At 60.0% G+C, this 20,170-nt stretch carries 20 protein-coding genes; 8 read left to right on the forward strand and 12 right to left on the reverse strand.

Annotated elements, in window-relative coordinates; all coding sequences use genetic code 11:
- Positions 1–259 precede the first annotated feature (259 nt).
- A complete protein-coding gene (locus CBW22_RS17720) occupies positions 260–1,777 on the reverse strand; it encodes an MDR family MFS transporter (protein ID WP_088517364.1) in 1,518 nt (505 codons plus the stop codon).
- Between the two features lie 78 nt (positions 1,778–1,855).
- Here CBW22_RS17720 and CBW22_RS17725 point away from each other — a divergent pair, with 78 nt between their 5' ends.
- Complete coding sequence (locus tag CBW22_RS17725; RefSeq protein ID WP_058770292.1) at positions 1,856–2,518, forward strand: TetR/AcrR family transcriptional regulator; 663 nt, start codon at positions 1,856–1,858, stop codon at positions 2,516–2,518.
- A 1-nt stretch (position 2,519) separates the two neighbouring features.
- Here CBW22_RS17725 and CBW22_RS26390 read toward each other — a convergent pair whose 3' ends face one another.
- Positions 2,520–2,675, reverse strand: a complete 156-nt coding sequence (locus CBW22_RS26390; protein WP_021508969.1) for a hypothetical protein — start codon at positions 2,673–2,675, stop codon at positions 2,520–2,522.
- A gap of 184 nt (positions 2,676–2,859) precedes the next feature.
- Between CBW22_RS26390 and CBW22_RS17730 the strand changes: the two genes are divergently transcribed.
- The 4 genes from CBW22_RS17730 to CBW22_RS17745 are packed head-to-tail and all read left to right on the forward strand — an operon-like array spanning position 2,860 to position 5,861.
- Complete coding sequence (locus CBW22_RS17730) at positions 2,860–3,426, forward strand: peroxiredoxin (protein WP_088517365.1); 567 nt, start codon at positions 2,860–2,862, stop codon at positions 3,424–3,426.
- Between the two features lie 14 nt (positions 3,427–3,440).
- Positions 3,441–4,670 (forward strand): protein-disulfide reductase DsbD family protein, encoded by a 1,230-nt coding sequence (locus tag CBW22_RS17735; RefSeq protein WP_088517366.1) that lies wholly within the window; start codon positions 3,441–3,443, stop codon positions 4,668–4,670.
- Positions 4,671–4,687: 17 nt separating this feature from the next.
- The gene (locus tag CBW22_RS17740; RefSeq protein ID WP_088517367.1) at positions 4,688–5,239 is read left to right on the forward strand and encodes a sigma-70 family RNA polymerase sigma factor; all 552 of its coding nucleotides are present in this window, start codon (positions 4,688–4,690) and stop codon (positions 5,237–5,239) included.
- A complete protein-coding gene (locus tag CBW22_RS17745; RefSeq protein ID WP_088517368.1) occupies positions 5,232–5,861 on the forward strand; it encodes an NrsF family protein in 630 nt (209 codons plus the stop codon). The genes CBW22_RS17740 and CBW22_RS17745 overlap by 8 nt, the downstream gene beginning before the upstream one ends.
- A gap of 21 nt (positions 5,862–5,882) precedes the next feature.
- Here the strand turns inward: CBW22_RS17745 and CBW22_RS17750 are convergent, their stop codons facing one another.
- On the reverse strand, positions 5,883–6,947 hold the full coding sequence (locus CBW22_RS17750) for an SDR family oxidoreductase (protein WP_058759046.1): 1,065 nt from the start codon (positions 6,945–6,947) through the stop codon (positions 5,883–5,885).
- Between the two features lie 100 nt (positions 6,948–7,047).
- Here CBW22_RS17750 and CBW22_RS17755 point away from each other — a divergent pair, with 100 nt between their 5' ends.
- Complete coding sequence (locus tag CBW22_RS17755; protein WP_058759045.1) at positions 7,048–7,950, forward strand: LysR family transcriptional regulator; 903 nt, start codon at positions 7,048–7,050, stop codon at positions 7,948–7,950.
- A gap of 7 nt (positions 7,951–7,957) precedes the next feature.
- Here CBW22_RS17755 and CBW22_RS17760 read toward each other — a convergent pair whose 3' ends face one another.
- The 7 genes from CBW22_RS17760 to CBW22_RS17790 form a co-directional block, all read right to left on the reverse strand.
- Entirely contained in the window at positions 7,958–8,608 is a 651-nt protein-coding gene (locus CBW22_RS17760) for a methionine ABC transporter permease (RefSeq protein ID WP_021508962.1), read from the reverse strand.
- Positions 8,592–9,689: a methionine ABC transporter ATP-binding protein gene (locus CBW22_RS17765; protein ID WP_088517369.1), complete on the reverse strand. Its 1,098-nt coding sequence runs from the start codon at positions 9,687–9,689 to the stop codon at positions 8,592–8,594. The genes CBW22_RS17760 and CBW22_RS17765 overlap by 17 nt, the downstream gene beginning before the upstream one ends.
- A gap of 2 nt (positions 9,690–9,691) precedes the next feature.
- Positions 9,692–10,492, reverse strand: a complete 801-nt coding sequence (locus CBW22_RS17770) for a MetQ/NlpA family ABC transporter substrate-binding protein (RefSeq protein ID WP_088517370.1) — start codon at positions 10,490–10,492, stop codon at positions 9,692–9,694.
- Positions 10,493–10,512: 20 nt separating this feature from the next.
- Entirely contained in the window at positions 10,513–11,874 is a 1,362-nt protein-coding gene (locus tag CBW22_RS17775; protein WP_088517371.1) for an LLM class flavin-dependent oxidoreductase, read from the reverse strand.
- The gene (locus CBW22_RS17780; protein ID WP_088517372.1) at positions 11,871–13,073 is read right to left on the reverse strand and encodes an SfnB family sulfur acquisition oxidoreductase; all 1,203 of its coding nucleotides are present in this window, start codon (positions 13,071–13,073) and stop codon (positions 11,871–11,873) included. The genes CBW22_RS17775 and CBW22_RS17780 overlap by 4 nt, the downstream gene beginning before the upstream one ends.
- A gap of 9 nt (positions 13,074–13,082) precedes the next feature.
- Complete coding sequence (locus CBW22_RS17785; protein ID WP_088517373.1) at positions 13,083–14,288, reverse strand: SfnB family sulfur acquisition oxidoreductase; 1,206 nt, start codon at positions 14,286–14,288, stop codon at positions 13,083–13,085.
- 340 nt (positions 14,289–14,628) lie between these two features.
- Entirely contained in the window at positions 14,629–16,053 is a 1,425-nt protein-coding gene (locus tag CBW22_RS17790) for a hypothetical protein (RefSeq protein WP_088517374.1), read from the reverse strand.
- A 184-nt stretch (positions 16,054–16,237) separates the two neighbouring features.
- Between CBW22_RS17790 and CBW22_RS17795 the strand changes: the two genes are divergently transcribed.
- Positions 16,238–17,125, forward strand: a complete 888-nt coding sequence (locus CBW22_RS17795) for an alpha/beta hydrolase (RefSeq protein WP_176428141.1) — start codon at positions 16,238–16,240, stop codon at positions 17,123–17,125.
- 8 nt (positions 17,126–17,133) lie between these two features.
- Here the strand turns inward: CBW22_RS17795 and CBW22_RS17800 are convergent, their stop codons facing one another.
- The gene (locus tag CBW22_RS17800; protein WP_031279983.1) at positions 17,134–18,243 is read right to left on the reverse strand and encodes a lactonase family protein; all 1,110 of its coding nucleotides are present in this window, start codon (positions 18,241–18,243) and stop codon (positions 17,134–17,136) included.
- 373 nt (positions 18,244–18,616) lie between these two features.
- Here CBW22_RS17800 and CBW22_RS17805 point away from each other — a divergent pair, with 373 nt between their 5' ends.
- Positions 18,617–19,255, forward strand: a complete 639-nt coding sequence (locus tag CBW22_RS17805) for a LysE family translocator (protein ID WP_058770305.1) — start codon at positions 18,617–18,619, stop codon at positions 19,253–19,255.
- Between the two features lie 113 nt (positions 19,256–19,368).
- Here the strand turns inward: CBW22_RS17805 and CBW22_RS17810 are convergent, their stop codons facing one another.
- Positions 19,369–20,169 carry an inositol monophosphatase family protein gene (locus CBW22_RS17810; RefSeq protein WP_021508951.1) on the reverse strand — a complete coding sequence of 267 codons (801 nt, stop codon included), beginning with the start codon at positions 20,167–20,169 and terminating at the stop codon, positions 19,369–19,371.
- Between the last annotated feature and the right edge of the window lies 1 nt (position 20,170).

The following is a 20,170-nucleotide window of genomic DNA, read 5'->3' on the forward strand; positions in this document are numbered from 1 at the left end:
AAGGTGACGTTTCACAGTGGATAACAGGGATAGCAGATTTATACCGTAAAGAAGTTGCAGAAATAAAGCGTCTCCGCCCGAATTCTCGCTGTCTTCACTATTTTTACCTAAGTTTACAGAAAGGTAACGCTATGTATTTAGAATAAAAATCTATATCTTTTGCTGCTTTGCGCCGACAGCGCTTATTTATCCGGCAAATTGCGTTTAAATTTTATTCCGCAGCCTGACCGACGGACCTGCTGCGAAATAACCGGAAAGCTTATTTGCGCACGTTATCGCGCAGCGGCGACTCCGGCAGCAGCAGCGACAGTATAAACGCCAGCAGCATAACGCCGGCGGCCATTTGAAATGCGGCATGCACCGCATCGCTGAACACCAGCAAATAAGCCTGACGCAGCGCTGCAGGCAAATGGTTCACGGCGACCGGATCCAGCGAAGGCGGTAGCACGTTACCCTGCTCTATCAGTCGGGTCGCTCCGGATTTCAGCACGTGACTGAACACAGCGCCAAACAGCGCAACGCCGATCGAACCGCCCACCGAGCGAAACAGCGTAACCGATGAGGTCGCTACGCCGATGCGATCGGCCGTCACCGCATTTTGCACCGCCAGCACCAGCACCTGCATAGTCATGCCCATTCCCATGCCGAGCACGCTGGAGAACAGATAAATGTGCCAGAGCGGCGCATCCAGCGTCAGCGTGGTCATCAGCGCCATCCCGGTTGTGGCCAGTAGCGTCCCGGCGATGGGGAACAAACGGTATTTCCCGCTGCGGCTAATCATGCGACCACTAATGATCGAGGTGACCAGCAGCCCGCCCATCAGCGGTAACAGCTGTAGTCCGGCCTCGGTGGGCGTGGCGTTTTTTACCACCTGCAGATAAAGCGGCAAAAACGTCACGCTGCCAAACAGCGCCATGCCGATAATAAACGCCATCAGACTGGCGAGGGAAAAACTGCGATTGCGGAACAGATCCAGCGGAATGATGGGTTCCCACGCGCGTCGCTCCTCATAAATAAACCCCAACACGCCAACCAGCCCCATGGCCAGAATGCACCATAGCTGGGGATCTGACCATTCGCGCAGCGTGCCGCCTTCACTGGTAAACAGCGTCACGCCCACCAGCGCCAGGCTGAGAAACACCGCACCCGGATAATCGATTTCATGAGGTTTGCGTCGGCTATCCGCTTTAAACACCGCATTAATGATCAGCAGCGCCAGCAGGCCGAGCGGCAGATTAATGTAGAAAATCCAGCGCCAGGACATGTGCTGCACGATAAAACCGCCCAGCAGCGGCCCAATCACCGTCGCCAGACCAAACACGCCGCCAAACAGGCCCTGGTACCGGCCGCGATCGGCGGGCGGAATGACATCCGCGACCGCCGCCATGCTCACAACCATCAATCCACCGCCGCCCAGTCCCTGCAGTGCGCGGGTAAAAATCAGCTGCGGCATGTTTTGCGCCAGCCCACACAGCACCGAGCCCAGCAAAAACAGCACCACCGAGATTTGCAGCACCGTTCGGCGGCCAAACAGATCGCCAAATTTGCCATACAGCGGCACGACCAGGGTTGAGGCCAGCATGTAAGCAGTGACGATCCACGACAGGCGATCCAGCCCGCCCAGTTCGCCGACGATAGTCGGCAGCGCGGTCGAGACGATGGTCTGATCAAGCGCGGACAGCAGCATCACCAGCATCAGCGCGCCCATCAGCAGGCGAATGGAAGGCGGGCTAGTTGCCCCGCTGTCGCGCTGCGATGTGATAGATTGAGGTTTCATAACGACACCGTTTGAAATTAATTAAATGCACAATTAATATTAACCGAAGTCTGACACGAAACCCGTGAGTACGTAAAGATGACCGCACAAAAAGTGATGGAGAGCGAGACAGCGCCTTCTGATAAACCCCGCCGGCCGGGCCGTCCACGCGGCGGCGCAATCAATGCCCAGCAGCGCGAGCATCTGCTGGACATCACGCTCGCGCTGTATGCGCAAAACGGCATCGCGGAAACCTCGCTCAACGCCATAGCCCGTAAAGCTGGCGTCAGCCCGGCCATGCTGAATTACTATTTTCAGTCGCGCGAGTCACTGCTGGATACCGTGGTCGCGGAACGCTTTGTGCCGTTACGGCAACGGCTGGAAGCGCATTTTGTCGAAGAGAGTAGTGACCCTGTCGCTGCGATCAGCGGGTTTATTAAAGAGTTCGCGGATATCGTGCTGAGTCATGACTGGTTCGCACCGCTGTGGCTGCAGGAAGTCGCCAGTGGTCAGGGGCTGGGCGGCACGCTGAAACAGCGTCACGGTCATGCCGGACGCGAACGAATTCGCGCGCTGCTGATTCAGTGGCAGCAGCAGGGATTACTGAACAACCAGCTGAATGTCGATGTGCTGATGACCTCAATTCTCAGCATGGTACTGGTGCCCTTTACCCGCTTTGCCCACGAGCCGGGCTTTGATACCGAAATGATTCTGCAGCACACCCTGAGCATGGTGTGCCACGGTATACAGCCGCGCAACTGAGTCAGGCGTCGTCGCCGTGGGTCAGCGTCTCCAGCTGCTGCCAGAAATCTTCCGGCACCGGCTGCACCCGGGGAGGCGGCTCGGCAATGTGCTGTTCAAGGGAGGCCAGCAGCTGCTGGGTTTCACTGTTCTGTTTATCGCAAGACGTTGAAGACATATCTAAAACCTAAAAAAACATCAGGCGATTATTGTAAGGATTTCACGCAAAGAATAAATAAACGAGACGGGAAAAAGGGATCTGCCCTGCTTTTTTTTTGCCCTCCGCGCAACTTTTTACCGACTGCGGCGAACTGTCTGGCTGAACACCCCTAACCGGACCTCTTTCACCGCAGGAGCAGATCATGACAACTATCAGGCATCTCATCACTACCCTCACCCTCGGCACCACGCTGAGCCTCGCCGCCTTCGCTGCTGGCGCGGCGCTGCCCGTCGGGGCCAAAGCACCTGACTTTGAACTTCAGGGCGCGCTGGCCGGTAAGCCGCTCACTTTCTCGCTGCAGCAGGCGCTGCAAAAAGGGCCGGTGGTGCTCTACTTCTTCCCGGCGGCCTTCAGCGCGGGTTGTACCATTGAGGCGCACGACTTCGCCGAAGCCACGGATGATTTCAAAAAAATGGGCGCCACGGTGATTGGCGTCACTGCCGGTAACACCGAGCAGATCAGCGATTTTTCTAAGCTGGAGTGTCGTGACAAATTCGCCGTAGCTGCCGATCCGGGTGCCAAAGTGGCCGCCGAATATAAAACGCTGATGCAGATAAAAGGCAAAACGCTGTCTGACCGCACCTCTTATGTGATTGCCCCCAACGGCAATATTCTGCTGAGCTATACCGACAGAAACCCGGATACCCACATCGAAAAAGCGCTGGCGGCAGTGAAAGAGTATGACGCTGCACATCCGCAAGCGCAGTAAGTGAGAGGCCAGCCATGTTAACCGCGATGCTGGCCGCCTTTTTGGGCGGCATCATCCTCAACCTCATGCCGTGCGTCTTTCCGGTGATTTCGCTGAAAGCGCTTGGCCTGCTGCGCCATCAAAGCCAGGCTGCCAGCGCGCGCCGGGAAGGCCTCGGATTCCTGCTCGGCGTGCTGGTGACCATGATGGCGCTGGCTGGCATTCTGCTGGCCGCACGCGCGGGTGGCGCCGCGGTCGGCTGGGGCTTTCAGCTACAGTCACCGCTGGTGATCGCCCTGCTGTCGCTGGTGATCCTGGCTGCCGCGCTTAACCTGCTTGGCGTCTTTGAGGTGGGACTAACGGTGCAGCGCGTCGGGGCCATCGACATCCAGCGCGGCGCTTTTTTGCGTTCCGCGCTGACCGGAGCACTGGCGATCATCGTAGCCACACCCTGTGCCGCGCCCTTTATGGCCAGCGCCATCGGCTACGCGCTGGTGCAGCCCCCTGCGGTTGCGCTGGCCATTTTCTTTGCGCTGGCGCTCGGCTTCGCCGCGCCCTTTACCCTGCTGTCGCTGTTCCCGCCGCTGGCACGATTTTTACCGCGTCCTGGCGTCTGGATGGATATCCTTAAGCGCGGGCTGGCCTTTCCCATGCTCGGTGCCTGGGCCTGGCTGGTGTGGATTCTGGCCCAGCAGGCGGGCAGCAGCGCGCTGGCTGTTGTGCTGGCCGCCTCGGTGGTGCTGGCGTTTGCCGGCTGGCTGTATGGCATGGCGCAGCAGCGCCGCTTTGCCGGAAAAGGGCACAAAGCGCTGTTCAGCGTCACGGCGATATTGCTGATTGCGGTGATCGCGCCGCTGCCGGGGCTGATCAAGCCAGGCGCGGCGCTGCAAGCCGATGTGCAGGCGCATGTCAGCAAACAGACGTGGACGCCGCAGGCGGTGGCTGCTCAGCGCGGGCATGGCAAAGCGATTTTTGTCGATTTTACCGCATCATGGTGCATCACCTGCCAGGTGAACGAGAAGACCTCGCTGTCGACCCAGGCGGTGAAAACCGCACTGGCGAAAACCGGTACGCTGTACATGGTGGCAGACTCGACTAAATTTAACCCGAACGTTGATGACGTGATGAGTGAGTTTGGTCAGGGCGGTTTACCGATGTACCTGGTGTATCCGGCTGATGGCGGACCACCGAAAGTACTGCCGCAGGTGCTGACACCCGGCATCGTAGTGGATGCGTTAAACCAGGCGGCAGCGAAGAAGACGTAACGGCAACAAGGCAGCGTATGCACACAGGCGATAGCGCACGTGAAAACTGGCCCGGACTGATGGAACGCGCGCAGGCCGGGGATCAGTGTGCCTATACCCGGCTGCTGCGGGCGCTGGTGCCGGTGATACGTGCGCAGGTGCGGCGCAGGCTGAGCGATGAAGCCTTAACGGAAGATGTGATTCAGGATGTGCTGCTTACGCTGCATCGCGTACGCCATACCTACGATCCCGCTTACCCTTTTCTGCCCTGGCTGACGGCGATAGTCTCGGCACGCGCGATTGATGCCCTGCGCCGCCGCGGCCGCCAGCATCACTGTACGCTTGACGACGCTCAGGCCGCCGATCCCGCCAGCACGGCAGAACAGCAGCAGCTGGACACCCGGCAGGAGCTGGCGGGCTATCTCAGCCAGCTGCCGCTGCGTCAGCGCGAAATCGTTGAGCATGTTCATTTGCATGAAATGAGCCTGAACGAGGCGGCGGCACACCATAATCTGAGCGTGTCGGCGGTGAAATCGCTGTTGCACCGTGCGCTCATCAATCTGCGCCGCTTTGGAGCAAACCATGACTGACCATCATTTGCTGATTGAAAAACTGGGGCGCGATCTGCGCCCGGTGAAACGCCCGCCGGCGACCGGAAAACGCGTGCTGGGCTGGCTGGCGCTGGCGCTACCGGCGGGCATCGCGGCCAGTTTGCTGGTGCCACGCACTCTGACCGACTGGTCGCAGGCCGGCGCGATGCAGGCCGCGCTGCAACTGATACTGGCCTTTATCCTCGGGCTGCTGGCGATGCGCAGCGCCTTTGAACTCAGCATTGCAGGGCGGCGCGGCATCAGCGCAAAGCTACTGTTGCCGCCGGGCCTGCTGTGGCTGGGATTGAGCGCCAGCAGTCTGCTGCAAACGGCCACGCCGCTGCAGCAGCACGACACGCTGCCGTGCTTTGTTTTCCTGCTGGTGGTGAGTCTGCCGATGCTACTGCTGACCATCATCAGTCTGCGCCGGACGCGGGCGCTCTATCCGGCCCGCAGTCTGGCCATGGCGGGCCTGGGCGTCGCCTGCATGGCGGTAAGCCTGCTGGCGTTCTGTCATCCGGTGCACCTGCATGCGTTGGATTTGCTGCAGCACCTGGCGGCCATTGTGAGCATCATCGTGCTGACCGTATTGCTTGGCCGGCGCTGGGTGCAGATCGCCTGACGAGGCCGGCCAGTGACGCTATCAGGGAATGATGCGCTCCGCACGCAGCCGGTCGAACAGCTGGGTGAAGGAATCCAGCGTGGCGCGATAGCCGGTAAAGCCGGCTTTACGGCTCTTGCTCATATCGGTAAACGCCTCCATCGGCCGTCCCAAATCCGCATCGGTATGCCACCACGACGCCAGTTTATCGATGTCCGCTTCGCGCAGCTGATAGCGCGCAGCGATCTCACGCCAGGCCGCTGCGGCTTCCTGCATGCGTCCTTCCAGCGGCATCATCTGTGCCGGATAGTCTGCAGCTTCAATACCGAAATAGTCTGCCAGACGCGGCCATAGCCAGTTCCAGCGGAACACATCGCCGTTCACCGCGTTGAAATCCTGATTGGCAGCCCCTTCAGCACGGGTCGCCCACAGCAGCTGTTCCGCCAGTAAACCGGCTTCGGTGACATCGGCCAGACCGTTCCACTGCTGCGGCGAGCCGGGAAAGATAAACGGCCAGCCTTTTTCACGGCACAGCGTGGCGTAAACGGCCAGCGTCTGCCCCATGTTCATGGCGTTACCCAATGCATAACCGATGATGGTGTGCGGACGGTGCACGCTCCAGCTGTAGCCATATTGCTCTGCGCCGGCAAACACTTCGTCTTCCTGCGCATAGTAAAAGTTATCGACCGGCTGACGTCCCTGCTCTTCGCGGAACGGCGTCACCGGCACCGCGCCCTTGCCATACGCTTCGAACGGACCAAGATAGTGCTTCAGCCCGGTCACCAGTGCCACATGCGCGCCGTTCAGCCGCTCACCGAGCGCAGCAATGACGTTATGCACCATGCCGCCGTTAACGCGAATGTTCTCTTTTTCATTCGCCTGGCGTGACCAGACGCTAAAGAACAGCGCATCCGGTTTTTCCTGCGCCAGCGCATTGCGCACCGCTTCTGCATCGGTCAGATCGGCCGTCAGACTGCGGCAACCTTCCGGAATGGCACCGCGTCCGCGCGACAAACCGGTTACCTGCCAGCCCTCACTTTGCAGCCTTTCCGCCAGCGCACGACCGATAACCCCGCTGATCCCCACGATTAACGCCTGTTTTTGCATGTCGAATCTCCTCTGTTGCAGTTATCCTTAGCGTAATAGAGAATTAAATTCTTAGCCGTGGCATTAATTCACATCATTCCTGAACTGGATTCACCAATACATGCACGATCAGCGTCTGAAAGACATCGTTCCTTTTGTCGCCAGTGTTGAAAGCGGCAGTTTTGCCGCTGCTGCTGAGCGTCTGCACCTGACCGGTTCCGCCATCAGCAAAAGCGTGACGCGGCTGGAAGCGCGGCTCGGCTCTCGCCTGCTGGAGCGCACCACCCGCAGCCTGACGCTCACCGACGCCGGCAGCGCCTATTATCAGACCTGCCTGCGCATTATGGAGGAGCTGGCGGAAGCCGAAGCGGTACTGGCGGCGCAGCGCACCATTCCTTCCGGGCGATTGCGGCTGGCGGTGCCGAATACCTATGGCCGCCTCGGCGTCATGCCGCTGCTGATTCCGTTCTGTCAGCAGCATCCGGATGTGGAACTCAGCCTGACCTTCTCGGATCGCTTTATTGATCTGTTTGATGAGGGCATTGATGTCGCAGTGCGCATCGGCGGTTCGCCCGATCTGCCCGCCTCGCTCGGCTACCGGCCGATGGGGCGCGAGCGTATGGTGTTTTGCGCCGCGCCGGACTATCTGGCGCGCGCAGGCAGACCGACCAGCGAGAGTGAGTTGCTGCAGCATCGGGCGATTCTGTACGAGCGAGTTGACGGCAGTACCAAGCCGTGGCTGTTCACCACGGAGGATGGACATCCGCACTGGCGTCAGGTGCCGTCTCGCATGGCGCTGGGCGACGTGGATGCACAAATGCAGGCGCTGTGCGCTGGCCTTGGGGTGGCGCAGATGCCGTCATGGCTGGTGCGTGACGCGCTGGCGAGCGGCGCGCTGGAAGTGATTGTGCCGCAGCAGCAGCCGGACGGTCTGCCGCTGTCGGTGATTTGGCCGCGGCGCAAACAGCTGCTGCCGAAGGTCGACGCGTTGCTGGCGGCGCTTGACGGCCTGCAGATCAGGTAAAACGCCTTTAGCGATGGTTCAGCCGGCGTGACAGCCGGTCGCCACACAGCTGCAGCAGCGTGACCAGTGCCACCAGCACCACGATCACCGTGAGCATGACCTGCATATCGAAACGCTGGTAGCCGTAACGATAAGCCAGATCGCCCAGCCCGCCGGCGCCAATCGCACCGGCCATCGCCGAGGCATTAATCATCGTCACCAGCGTAATGGTAAAACCGCTGACGATGCCAGGCCGCGCTTCCGGCAGCAGCACGTGCCAGACAATATGCCAGCGCTGAAAGCCCATCGCCTGCGCCGCTTCCGTCAGCCCTTTATCCACTTCACGCAGGCTCACCTCCGCGATGCGGGCAAAAAACGGCGTCGCCGCCAGCGTCAGCGGCACCACGGCCGCCCAGACGCCGTAGGTGGTGCCGACAATCCAGCGGGTAAACGGGATCAGCGCCACCATCAGAATCAAAAACGGAATCGAGCGGAACAGGTTCACCAGCCAGCCCAGCAGCCGGTTGAGCAGCGGATTGGGGAACAGATCGCCGCGCCCGGTCACCACCAGAATCACCGCCATCGGTAAACCGATCAGCAGTGCCAGCAGCGACGACACGCCGACCATCAGCAGCGTATCCAGCAACCCCTGCCATAAACGATCAATAGCCAGTGACATAACCTGCAACCTCCAGTTGGTCCGCCAGCGGATGAAGCGCGGTAAGGGCTGCCGGCGCGTCGTGCCGGGCATCCAGCAGCAGCAACAGCTGGCCGGTGGGTTTGCGATCGACCCATTCAACCGCACTATACAGTAGCGTCAGCTCGCCGCTGACCTGTGCGCTGATCGCCGCCAGATCAGGCTGCGCGCCCTGCCCGCTGTAGCGCAGCCGGACCAGCAAACGCGAGTCCACGTCCTGACGTTGTGGCGTCAGCAGCGGCTGGATGGCCTCCGGCAGCGCGCCGAATTGCGGATTAAGCAACTGCCGCGTCGTCTCATGCTGCGGATCGCTGTACACCTGCCACACCGGACCGCGCTCAATGATTTCACCCTGATCGATCACCGCCACCTGGTGACACAAGTCGTGCACCACGTCCATCTCATGGGTGATCAGCACAATAGTGATATGACGCTGTTGATTGATTTTTTTCAGCAGCGCGAGGATGGCGCGCGTGGTTTCCGGATCCAGCGCCGAGGTTGCCTCGTCGCACAGCAGCAGTTCCGGATCGTGCACCAGCGCGCGCGCAATGCCGACGCGCTGCTTCTGCCCGCCAGAGAGTTGCGCCGGCCAGGCATGCTGGCGCGCTTCCAGCCCAACCAGCGCCAGCAGCTCATCCACTTTTTGCCGCCGTTGCGCCGCCGGTATGCCGGCCACCTTCATCGGCAGCTCAATGTTTTGCCGCACCGTTTTAGCGGACAGTAAATTGAAGTGCTGAAAAATCATGCCGGTGCGGCGCCGCCACTGCACCAGCTGGCTGGCGCTCAGTGAACTGAGATCGATACCATCAATCACCACCGCACCCTGCGTCGGATTTTCCAGCCGGTTCAGACAGCGGATCAGCGTCGATTTGCCCGCGCCGCTGCGGCCAATGATGCCAAAAATCTCGCCGCGTTTAACCTGCAGGTCGATGTGCTTCAGCGCATCCTGCGACTGGCCGTCATAGCGTTTGCTCAGCCCGCGGATCTGCACATGCGCACGGCCCGCAACCGGCGTCGTGGTGTGCAGCGCCGTCTGCTCGCCAGGAAGAGTCAGGCTGACCATGATTACTGGCTCCAGCCCGGCTGATACAGCTTGCCGTAGAACTCATCCAGCTTCGCGCGCACCACCGGCGAGTGCTGATAGATATCAACAAACTGTTTCAGTCGCGGATCGTCCTGATGTCCGTCACGAATCACGAACTGAATCACATATTCCGGATGCTCAAGGCCATCAAATAACAGGGCCTTGTTGGGGTCGATGGTCTTCGACAAACGCAGATAGTGCGGATATCCCTGCGCCAGGTCGACCTCATCCAGCGAGCGCGACAGCTGCACCGCCTCCACTTCGATGATTTTCAGGTGTTTGGGATTGCTGGCGATATCATCCACGGTGGATTTCAGCCCGCTGCCCGGTTTTAACGTAATCAGCTGCGCTTTTTGCAACAGCAGCAATCCGCGCGCACCGTTAATCGGGTCATTGGCAATCGCCACCGTGCCGCCGTCCGGAATCTGATCGATTGCCGTATGCTTCTTCGAATAGAGCCCGATGTTATTGATGATGGCGGGCGCATACGGCACCAGATGGAAACCGCCCTCGCGGTTGGCATTATCAAGAAACGGCTTGTGCTGGAACAGGTTGACGTCAATGTCGCCATTTTCCACGCTCACGTTCGGCGCAGTCCAGTCGGTGAACTCCACCAGCTCCACCTGCAGTCCCTGCTTTTTCGCTTCAGCCACGGCGGTTTCCAGCGGCGGCGCGAAAGCCGCCGTGGTACCGACTTTGAGGGCACCGCTGTAGTCACCGGCGGCAAACGCGCTGGCGGTTAATATTGCGGCGCTCAACGCCACTAATGAGGCAAATTTCATCCTGACTCCCTGAGGTTAAATTAACGAACGTCAGCCGCAGGCCGCCAGCGCGCGGCCGGGTGGCGCGCGGGCAGACGATCCTGCTGCTGAAAAATTTTTTGCCGGAGCGATCCCGGCTGATAGGCGGTTTTGAAGCGGCCGCGCTGCTGAAGTTCCGGCACCACCAGCTCAATAAAATCGCGGTAGCTTTGCGGATTCAGGATGCGCGTCAGATTGAAGCCGTCGATGTCGCCTTCATCAATCCAGCGGATCAACTGGTCGGCGACCTGAGACGGGTTGCCGACAATCACCGGATAGCGGCTGCCGAGCGCATGCTGCTCCAGCAGCTGGCGACGCGTCCAGCCGTTATAGGCTTTGCTCACTGATTCAATGGCGCGCGTGTCGCCGCTGTGAATCGGTTCATCGAGGCCAAACGCGGCGAGATCGACGCCAATTGAGCTGGAGAAGTGCGCAATGCCGGCTTCGGCACTGGCGTATTCCAGATAGCTGCGGTGCTTCTCCTGCGCTTCGCGTTCGCTGGCGGCGACGATCACGCTGACACCCATAAAGATGCGTAAGTCGTCCGCCTGGCGACCCACCGCCACCGCCGCGTGGCGCAGACGCTGCGCCTGCTCGCGCAGCGCCGCCGGCGAGCTGGCATTCACGAAACTGCACTCGGCGTGCCGCGCAGCAAACGCCACGCCGCGCGCGGATGAGCCTGCCTGGAACAGCAGCGGCGTGCGCTGCGGCGAAGGGCTGCTCAGGTGATAGCCCTGCACCTGATAAAATTCGCCCTGATGATTGATCGCGTGAATCTTCTGCGCATCGGCATACAGCCGGCGCTGTTTGTCGGCCAGCAACGCATCGTCCTGCCAGCTGCCTTCCCACAGCTGATAAGTGACATCAAGAAACTCATCGGCCTGGTCGTAGCGCCGATCGTGCGCCAGCAGTTGCTGCTGCCCCATGGCGCGCGCCGCGCTGTCGAGATAGCCGGTCACGATGTTCCAGCCGATGCGGCCATTGGTCAGATGGTCGAGCGTCGACAGGCGGCGGGCAAAAGGATAAGGGGCTTCGTAGCTCAGATTGGCGGTCACGCCAAAGCCCAGGTGCTGCGTCACGCTGGCCATGCCGGAAATCAGCATCAGCGGATCGTTCACCGGCAGCTGAATGGACTCGCGCGCCGTCAGGTCGATACCCTGCTGATACACATCGTAAACGCCGAGAATATCGGCAATGAACAGTCCGTCGAACAGGCCGCGCTCCAGCAGACGCGCTAAATCCAGCCAGTACGCCAGCGAATTGAACTCCACTGAGCGGTCCTGCGGATGGGTCCACATGCCATGGTGAATATGCCCCACGCAGTTCATGTTAAAAGCATTAAGCAGAATCTGTTTGCGGCTCATAGCGTTCCCCGTCGCGGTGGCAGCACGCCGTTAAGCAGATAGTTGCCGATGACCGGATATTTCCAGCGTACCGGGTCATGCAGCGTATGGGTACGCGCGTTGCGCCAGTGGCGATCGAGATTGTGCTCGCGCAGGCTGGCGCGCGATCCGCCCAGCTCAAACAGCAGGTTGCCGGCTTCCAGCGCCACCTCAGTGGTCCAGGCACGGGCTTTCGCCACTTCAACCGATGCCAGCGCGACGTGTTCAGCGCTCGGGTTGCGTTGGGCGACATCGACCGCCTCCCCGGCGACATCCAGTAACGCATCACCGGCGCTGAGTCGTGCGGCGAGCCGCCCGGTGCGATCCAGCGTCAGCGGATCGTCACAGGCTCGCTCGACGCCGCTGTCCGGCCATGGCCGCGCGCGCTGCTGCACAAAAGCCAGCATGTCGTTGAAGGCCGCGCGGGCAATGCCCTGGTCGATGGCCGCATGCATAATCTGGGCAAACGGTCCGACGGTGGTCGGCCGCTCAAACGCGCTGTGAAACGGCACCACATCGTCCGGCGCGATCGCCACATCACGAAACTGCACGCTGCCGCTGCCGGTGGTGCGCTGGCCGAAACCGCTCCAGTCATCAATCACCGTCACGCCCGGCTGATGGCGCGGCACAAATACCAGCTGTTCTTTGCCGTCATCGGCGATGGCCAGCGTCGGGATGCGGTCGGCAAACAGCGCCCCGGTGCAGTAAAATTTGTCGCCATTGAGGCGCAGCCCGCTGGCGGTCTGGCTGAAGGCGGTGGTGCGCTGATGCGCCGCCGCAGAGCCGAACTCCGCCAGCGCGTTACCATAGTGAACGCCCGCCAGCACTTCGTTGTACAGCCGCTGCTGCTGGACGTCGCTGCCGTTAACGCGCAGCACTTCCAGCGCGTAGAAGTGATTTTGTGGCACCTGACCGATCGATGCATCGGCAGCGCTGAGAATGACAAAAATCTGCGCCAGTTCTGCGCTGGAAATCTCAATACCGCCCCACGCACGCGGCACGGTAATGGCACCTAAGCCGGACTGGAAATAGTGCTGAAGTTCAGCATGTGGCAGCTCACGCTGCCGATCGCGCTGCGCTGCGCCGCTGCGAAAGCGTTCAGCCAGCTCTTCTGCCACCTGCAGGGCCTGCTGCGCGCTGCGGATGCGTGCTGCCGGCTGTTTAGCGAAAACCTGCGTCATCATCGCTCCTTAAATCCACGCATGACGCGCGGGCAGAACATCATTGAGGTAATAGTTGCCGATGGCGTGCGTTTTCCAGCGCACCGGATCGTGCAGCGTATGGGTGCGCGCGTTGCGCCAGTGGCGATCCAGCCCATGCTTCAGCAATGTGCCGCGGCTGCCGCTCCACTCCAGCAGCTTTTCACTGGCTTTCAGCGCAATTTCGGTGGTCAGCACTTTGGCTTCTGCAACCGCGATGGAGGCGCGTGCGCAGTGCGCAGCGGTAAGCGCGTGCGGGTCAATGCTGTCCAGTACGCGCGCCGCGCGCACCAGCAGCGCGTTGGCGGCGCTCAGTTCGGTGCTGATACGCCCGACATCGGCGAGAATGTAAGGATCGTCAGCGTTGCGGCTCACGCCCGCGTCCACCCACGGACGCGAGCTGCTGTGAATAAACGCCAGCGCCTCATCCAGCGCGCCCTGGGCGATCCCGGCGTCAATCGCGGCCTGGATCAGCTGCGATACGGCACCGCGCAGCGTTGGCTTATCGGGCGACGGTAGCGCGATGGTCAAACCGGCGTCGACCGCCACCTGCTGGAGCTTCACCGTGCCGCTGGCGGTGGTGCGCTGACCGATACCCGACCAGTCATCGATAATCTCCACCCCTGCCGTCGGCAGCGGAATGAACGCCATCACCGGCTGGCCCTCCTGCTGCGCGGTGGTCACCAGAATGTCGGCAAACAGTGCACCGGTTGAATAAAACTTTTCACCGCTGAGCCGTAACCCCTCCGGACCTGACACCAGCTGCGCCTGCACATCACGCGTGTGTTTGCTGTTCTTTTCCGGACCGCCGTTGCCGAGCCGCTGGCCCTGTACCACCGCGCTGAGCAGGCGCTGCTGCTGTTGCACGCTGCCTTCCCCCAGGATGAACTGGATCAGCCCGAAGTGGTTTTGCGGAATCTGGCCAAGCGACGGATCGCTGGCGGAGATCAGGCGGAACACCTCCGCCACAGTACCAAACGACAAACCGCCGCCGCCAAACTGGCGCGGCACGCTGATACTGCCCAGCCCCAGCTGGGTGAACTGATCGAGCAGTTCACGCGGATAGATACGCTTTTGGTCGCGTTCGGCTGCCCCGGCTTTCGCCTGTTCCGCCAGGTGGCGGGCAGCGTCGATTGCCGCCGCGTCAGACGTGATCACCGCCGCGCGCTGAAGTTGTTGAGCCCTGATTTGCGTCATCGCTGGATTCACTTTTTATTTTGCTGTGATTCACAGGCTCATTCTGCCAGGGCAGAGAGCCGTAATTTAATAACAGATTGAGCGCGATGATAATCAGCGGGAATAACAGCGGTAAAGAGCGCGGTTATGCTATATCCGGCAAACGGCATGCAGAAAGAGAATAAAGAATTTATCAGGGATAAGAAGGCGTTAGCGGGCGCGGAGATACAAGGTTATTACGCTGAGTGACACGGGTGAATAATCTTAAGTATTAATTCCGCTATCGATAGTGATAAATGACATTATTGTTTTATTGCGCCATGGGCTGGCGCAATAAAGTGGGCATTACGTTATCCTGGTATTACGCCTGCGCCAGATACATCGCCGGGGAATAGTGGCGCGTCGATTCACTCTTCTCACTGTGCGGTGTGCTGGTGCTGTCAATCAGCTTCGCCAGCTGATAGGTCTTCACCGTTTCCTGCTGCGTCAGCTGCCGGGCGAAACGGGCGGTGAGATTGCCCTGCGCATCCTGCGTCACCTCAGTGGTGCTGCGCGTTTCATCGTGAATCTGGTGGTAGTGATAGTTTTGTGACTCTTTGGTTTCATTGAGCGCCAGCGGCGAACTGGCGCTCAGCGCGGTATGAAAACTGGCGTTCAGCTTAAACAGGGTTTCCTGCGTCATGCGCTGCGTATCGCCGTTCTTCTGCTGGCTGCTGCGCTGCGCCACATCCAGAGCGAAAGTATCTTCTTCTTCCGGCTTCAGCGGATTGCTGGAGCGCGCCGTCTGGTGATAGCTGGCCGAGAAATCCGCCAGGCCGCTGATAGCACCGGCCTGCGCCGCATGCGCGCCTACGGTGATCGCCTGCGGGGTGCGCATCGCCAGGCCGGCCGCCGCGCTGGTGCTGTTTAAGCTCTCGAAACCCTGCTTAAACAGTGCCAGCGCCGCGCGATCGCCGTGACCGCGCGAAGCGGCCTGATCAAATTTCGCGCTCCACTGCGCCAGGGCGCTCTGCTGCTGACCGGCGTTGCTGGCCTGCGCCAGGCTGCGCATGTCCGTCGTCAGTTTGAAACTGGCGTCGGCATTATGGAAACCCAGCCAGCGTGAACCCGGGTCGGCATGCAGATTCAGCGACTGCATCACTTCGCCGCTGCGACGCAGGTCGGTTTTCAGATCTACGCTGGCCAGCTGGTTACTGTCAAAACTGAGCAGGTCACCGACATCCAGTTTACCGTTGCCGTTATCCAGCCCGCTCAGGGTTTTCTCCAGCGCGCCGGAAAGTTTGGCAATTGCCGCAGCTTCGTCATCGTTCAGCTTACCGTGAGTGGTTTTCAGCGCCACCGCTACGCCATCCTGCTGCCGCGTCATCTGCAGGGTGAGGCTCACGCCGGACTGAGTGGTAATCTCCAGCGCCACCGCGCTCTGCGTGTCAGTTTGCGCGCCGCCGCTGGCCGGTACGCTGATGGTGACATCGTCACGCTGCTGCGTCAGTGCGCTCAGCAACGCGCTGCCAATGCCGTTCATGCTGACGCCCGAGCTGCGCAGCGCACCCATCGCCTGCGTCTGCATATCAGGCGAAAGAGGCGTGCTGGCGGTGACGCGCGCCGGCGTCATCTGGTACACCGCAGAGATGGCGTCGGTGGCTTCGCTAAAGGTGACTTTCGCTGAGGCGTCTGCCGTCAGACTATTTTGCCGGGTCGCATTGCTTGCCGTGCTGCTGGTCACGCGTGCGCTGGCGCTGCTGAGATGGAGCGGTGAGAAACTACCCGGTCCGATACCGTTAATCACCCTGACTATCCTCGCTGGTATTATACCGCTACGTTATCGGCAATCCTGACGAAATCTTTACACTTCCGCACGGCGCGTGACGGTGCAAAATGGTTGTTGAAATTAATAATCATTATCACTAATCTGTCTGGCGCTTTCGCTGTGACACGGAAGTAATTGACTCGCCAGCTAGTAAGGAAGCGCCATGATTTATCGCCTTATCATTCCGCTGTTCACCCTGCTGAGCCTGCTGCTCAGCCCCGCTGTCGGTTTCGCCCGGCCTGATATGACGCCGCTCGGACCCAACATTGCCGACAAAGGCTCTGCCTGGTATCGCTTCACTGTTAACACGTTTGATTCCGCTGACGGCCAGCGCCACTACAAGGTGTGGACGGCGGTGCCACGTAACCCGGCACCGGCCAACGGTTACGCGGTGCTGTATATGCTGGATGGCAACGCGGTGATGAACCATCTCAGCGAAGCACTGTTGCAGAAGCTGGCGGCAGGCAACCCGCCGGTGCTGGTGGCGGTAGGCTATCAGACCCCGCTGCCGTTCGATCTCGCTGCGCGCACGCTGGATTACACCCCGCCACAACAGATGCAGGATCGTCGCGGCCGGCCAGCCGGCGGCAGTGCCGCCTTCCGCCAGCTGCTGGAACAGACTATCGCGCCGCGTGCCGAACAGAATCTGCCGATCGATGCGCAGCAGCGTGCGCTGTGGGGCCACTCTTACGGCGGGCTGTTTGTGCTGGACAGCTATTTGACCTCCGGATTTTTCCAGCGCTATTTTGCCGCCAGTCCTTCCCTGCGCGGCGACGCAACGCTGTTGCAGCAAATGGCGGCGGTGACGCCCACATCGTTTAAGCAGAAGCAGCTGGTGCTGATGGAAGGCAACGGCGAATCCCGTTCTGGCGTCAGCGATGTGCTGAGCCGGATTCGCACCACTCTCGACGGCATGCAGGAGAACGGCCTGGCGGCTCGCTTCCAGCTGTTTCCCGGGCTCAGTCACGGCCAGATGTTTCCGGCTTCGCTGGAAAGCGCGCTGTCGGCTATGGCGGAAGACGGTGCGCCGTCACGCGCACCGGATGAGTGAAAGGGAAGTTAGTTAAAGAATTTGATGTCGGTTGGCGTTGCCAGCTTCGCCGCCACACCGCGCGCGCTCAGCTTGCCGCTGTGCGCATCAAAATCAAACAGCGTAATGGTGTTGGTAAACACGTTGGTGACATAGAGGTGTTTACCGCTGTTATCAAACGCCAGCGCGCGCGGCTCAATACCGTCGGCGGCATAGCGCTGTGGATCTGTCAGGCTGCCATCGGCGGCAATCTTAAACACCAGCAGATGATTGTCAGATCCGCGGTTAGCGGCAATCAGGAATTTACCCTGCGGGCTGAGAATGATGCCGCCACCGCTTTTATAGGCGGCACTGCTGTTTTGCGTATTCAGCGCTACCTGTGCCTGCCGTTCCAGCCGGTCATCAGTGACGCGGAACACCACGATTTCGCCCGCCATTTCAGTAATCACATAAGCGTGTTTACCGTCGGCGGAGAACACCATATGGCGCGGGCCCGCACCTGGCGCAAAGCTCACATCACGGCTGGTATCCGCCTGCAGCGGCTCTCGCCGATCCGCGTGGTAGCGATAGGCATGCAGTTTGTCGTCACCGAGATCGGCCGCATACAGATAGCGGCCATCATGGGTAAAGGTGGTGGAGTGCGCATGGCCGCCATCCTGCCGATCTTTTACCACGCCGCTGCCTTCGCTGAACGCGAAATGCTGGACCTGTTCGCCCAGCTTGCCGTCCGACGCAATCGGGAACACCGTTACCCCTGCTCCGCCTTTCGCCACCGAATAGTTGGCGACAAACAGGAATTTGCCGTCCGGGCTAAGAGTGGCGTGCGTCGGCTGCTCGCCGTGGCTGTCGACCTGATTCAGCACACGCACTGCGCCCTGTTTATCGATCGCCAGCGCGGTAACGGCACCGGCATTCTCTTCATTGGTGGTATAAGCAAACCGCCCGTCGCGTGATTTAACGATCCACGACGGGCTTTTCATCCTGATCACCTCCAGCGGCTTGAGCGTCCCGTCGCTGTTGACCTGCATGCGATACAAACCTTCACTGGGTCGATCCGGCTTTTGTACCGCAGGGGCATCCGGAATACTGGTCCAGGTGCCGACTAATGCTGTTTGATGATGTTCCGTGTTCTGCGCCATAGCACTCCCCGCCAGCGTCAATAGAGCCAGTGATATTGCCACGGTTAAGTTTGTTGCTAAACCGCCAGTTGCCGGTTTTGGGTATCCACTCATTGTCTTTCCACCATAATCGGAATTTTCACGGGCCTGCGCCCAAACCAGGTTGATTTTTTTGTATTGAAACGGACGTTGTTAACGTCTCGTTAACGACTATAGTGGCATTCCCTGCGCGCAAATCAGCGCAGGCCGATCGGCTTCACAAATCGGTTTATTTAATTGTGCCTTTGCTAATAGGTCATAGCGTTTGGTTATGGATGGCAGGAAGCAGTGTAAAAAGCCCCGGCACGCATGCTTTAATCTTTCCTTTACCGAACTCAGGGATGGTCACGACGTTATGCTGCCGTTTTCTAATGGTTTTTTATTGAGTTTATCGCTGTGTCTGGATATCGGACTCGCCAACATCGCCATGCTGACGCTGGCGATGCAGCGCGGTTATCTGCACGGTTTCTGGCTGGGCATGGGCACCTGCGTGGGCGATTTAATTTACGCCTTGCTGGCGATGGCTGGCATGGCGGTGGTACTGCAGTTTACGCCGGTGCGCTGGTTGTTATGGATTGGCGGCGGCATCTTACTGTTGTGGTTTGCCGCTAAAATGCTTTACGCCGCGCTGGCCAAAAAAATCGATATTCCCACGGCTGAAACCCAGCCTTATCGTTCACTGCTGCGCGAATTTCGGCGCGGCATCGTGCTGGCGATGTCGTCACCGACGGCGATTCTGTGGTTCGCCAGCGTGGGCGGCGCGCTGATAGCCCGCATCGGCCACAGCGATGCCGGTGCAACCTCATGGTTTCTAAGCGGGTTTTTCCTCGCCGGGGTGGTGTGGACCTGTGTGATCTGCCTGATCGGCAGCATGGGCGGAAAGCTGTTAGGCGAGCGCCTGCTGAAGTATTCGTATCTCGCCTCAGCGCTGATTTTTTGTTATTTCGCGGTGTATGTGATTTGGTCGGGATACCGCGAGTTCGTGGCGGTTTGAGTCACCACGTAATCGTTAAAAATCAGCGATTATCCAGTAACGACAGCGCAAGCGTTGTAAGGTCGCCATGGATGGCGACCTGAAAAACGCCGCGCGGCCGTGAAATGCACCACTTAAACGCCGGCAATCCGCCTCAGCTCCGCCTGTGCACCCGGCGCCACCGCCAGCACCTGCGCGCCTTTCAACAGCCGGTCGCCCTCAGTATTAAACGGGTGATACCAGCCGCCGGCCTCTTTCACCAGACAGTAACCGGCCAGGCAATCCCACGCGTGCATGTAAGGTTCGAAATAGCCCACCACGCGTCCGGCTGCCACCCACGCCAGCATCAGCGCACCAGATCCGATACGGATAAAGTTGCCACCCGCTGCCAGCAGTGACGCCAGCAGGCGGCCTACCTCTTCCGGGCTGACATAGCTATTAGCGCCAAAGCCGGTAACGTGATTTTGCAGCGTACGTGATGGGTCCACCTGCAAACGGCGGCCATTCAGCGTTGCGCCCTGGCCGAGCGCGGCGACGTAGCACTCCTGATAGGTCGGCGCAAAGATCACGCCAATCACCGGTACGCCGTCATGCAGCACCGCAACGGAAACACACCAGTTTGGCATACCGTTGAGGAACGGGCTGGTGCCGTCAATCGGGTCAACCACCCACGTATAGCCTGACGTGCCCGGCTGCAGGCCGTACTCCTCGCCAAGAAAACCGTCGTCCGGGAAGCTGGCGCGAATCTGCTGGTCGATCATCTGTTCCACCTCGCGGTCAGCGCGTGATACCACATCCTGCAGGTCGTGCTTGGTTTCGACCACCAGCGTGTCACGCTGATTGAAGTAGGCCAGCGCCTTCTCCCCGCCCGCCCGCGCGACGCGTTCGGCCAGCAGCAGACGCGATTGCAGCGCGTCATTTTTCGTATCACTCATG

Origin of the sequence: Pantoea sp. VS1, assembly GCF_002207995.1 — a bacterium.
GTDB classification, from domain to species: domain Bacteria; phylum Pseudomonadota; class Gammaproteobacteria; order Enterobacterales; family Enterobacteriaceae; genus Pantoea; species Pantoea dispersa.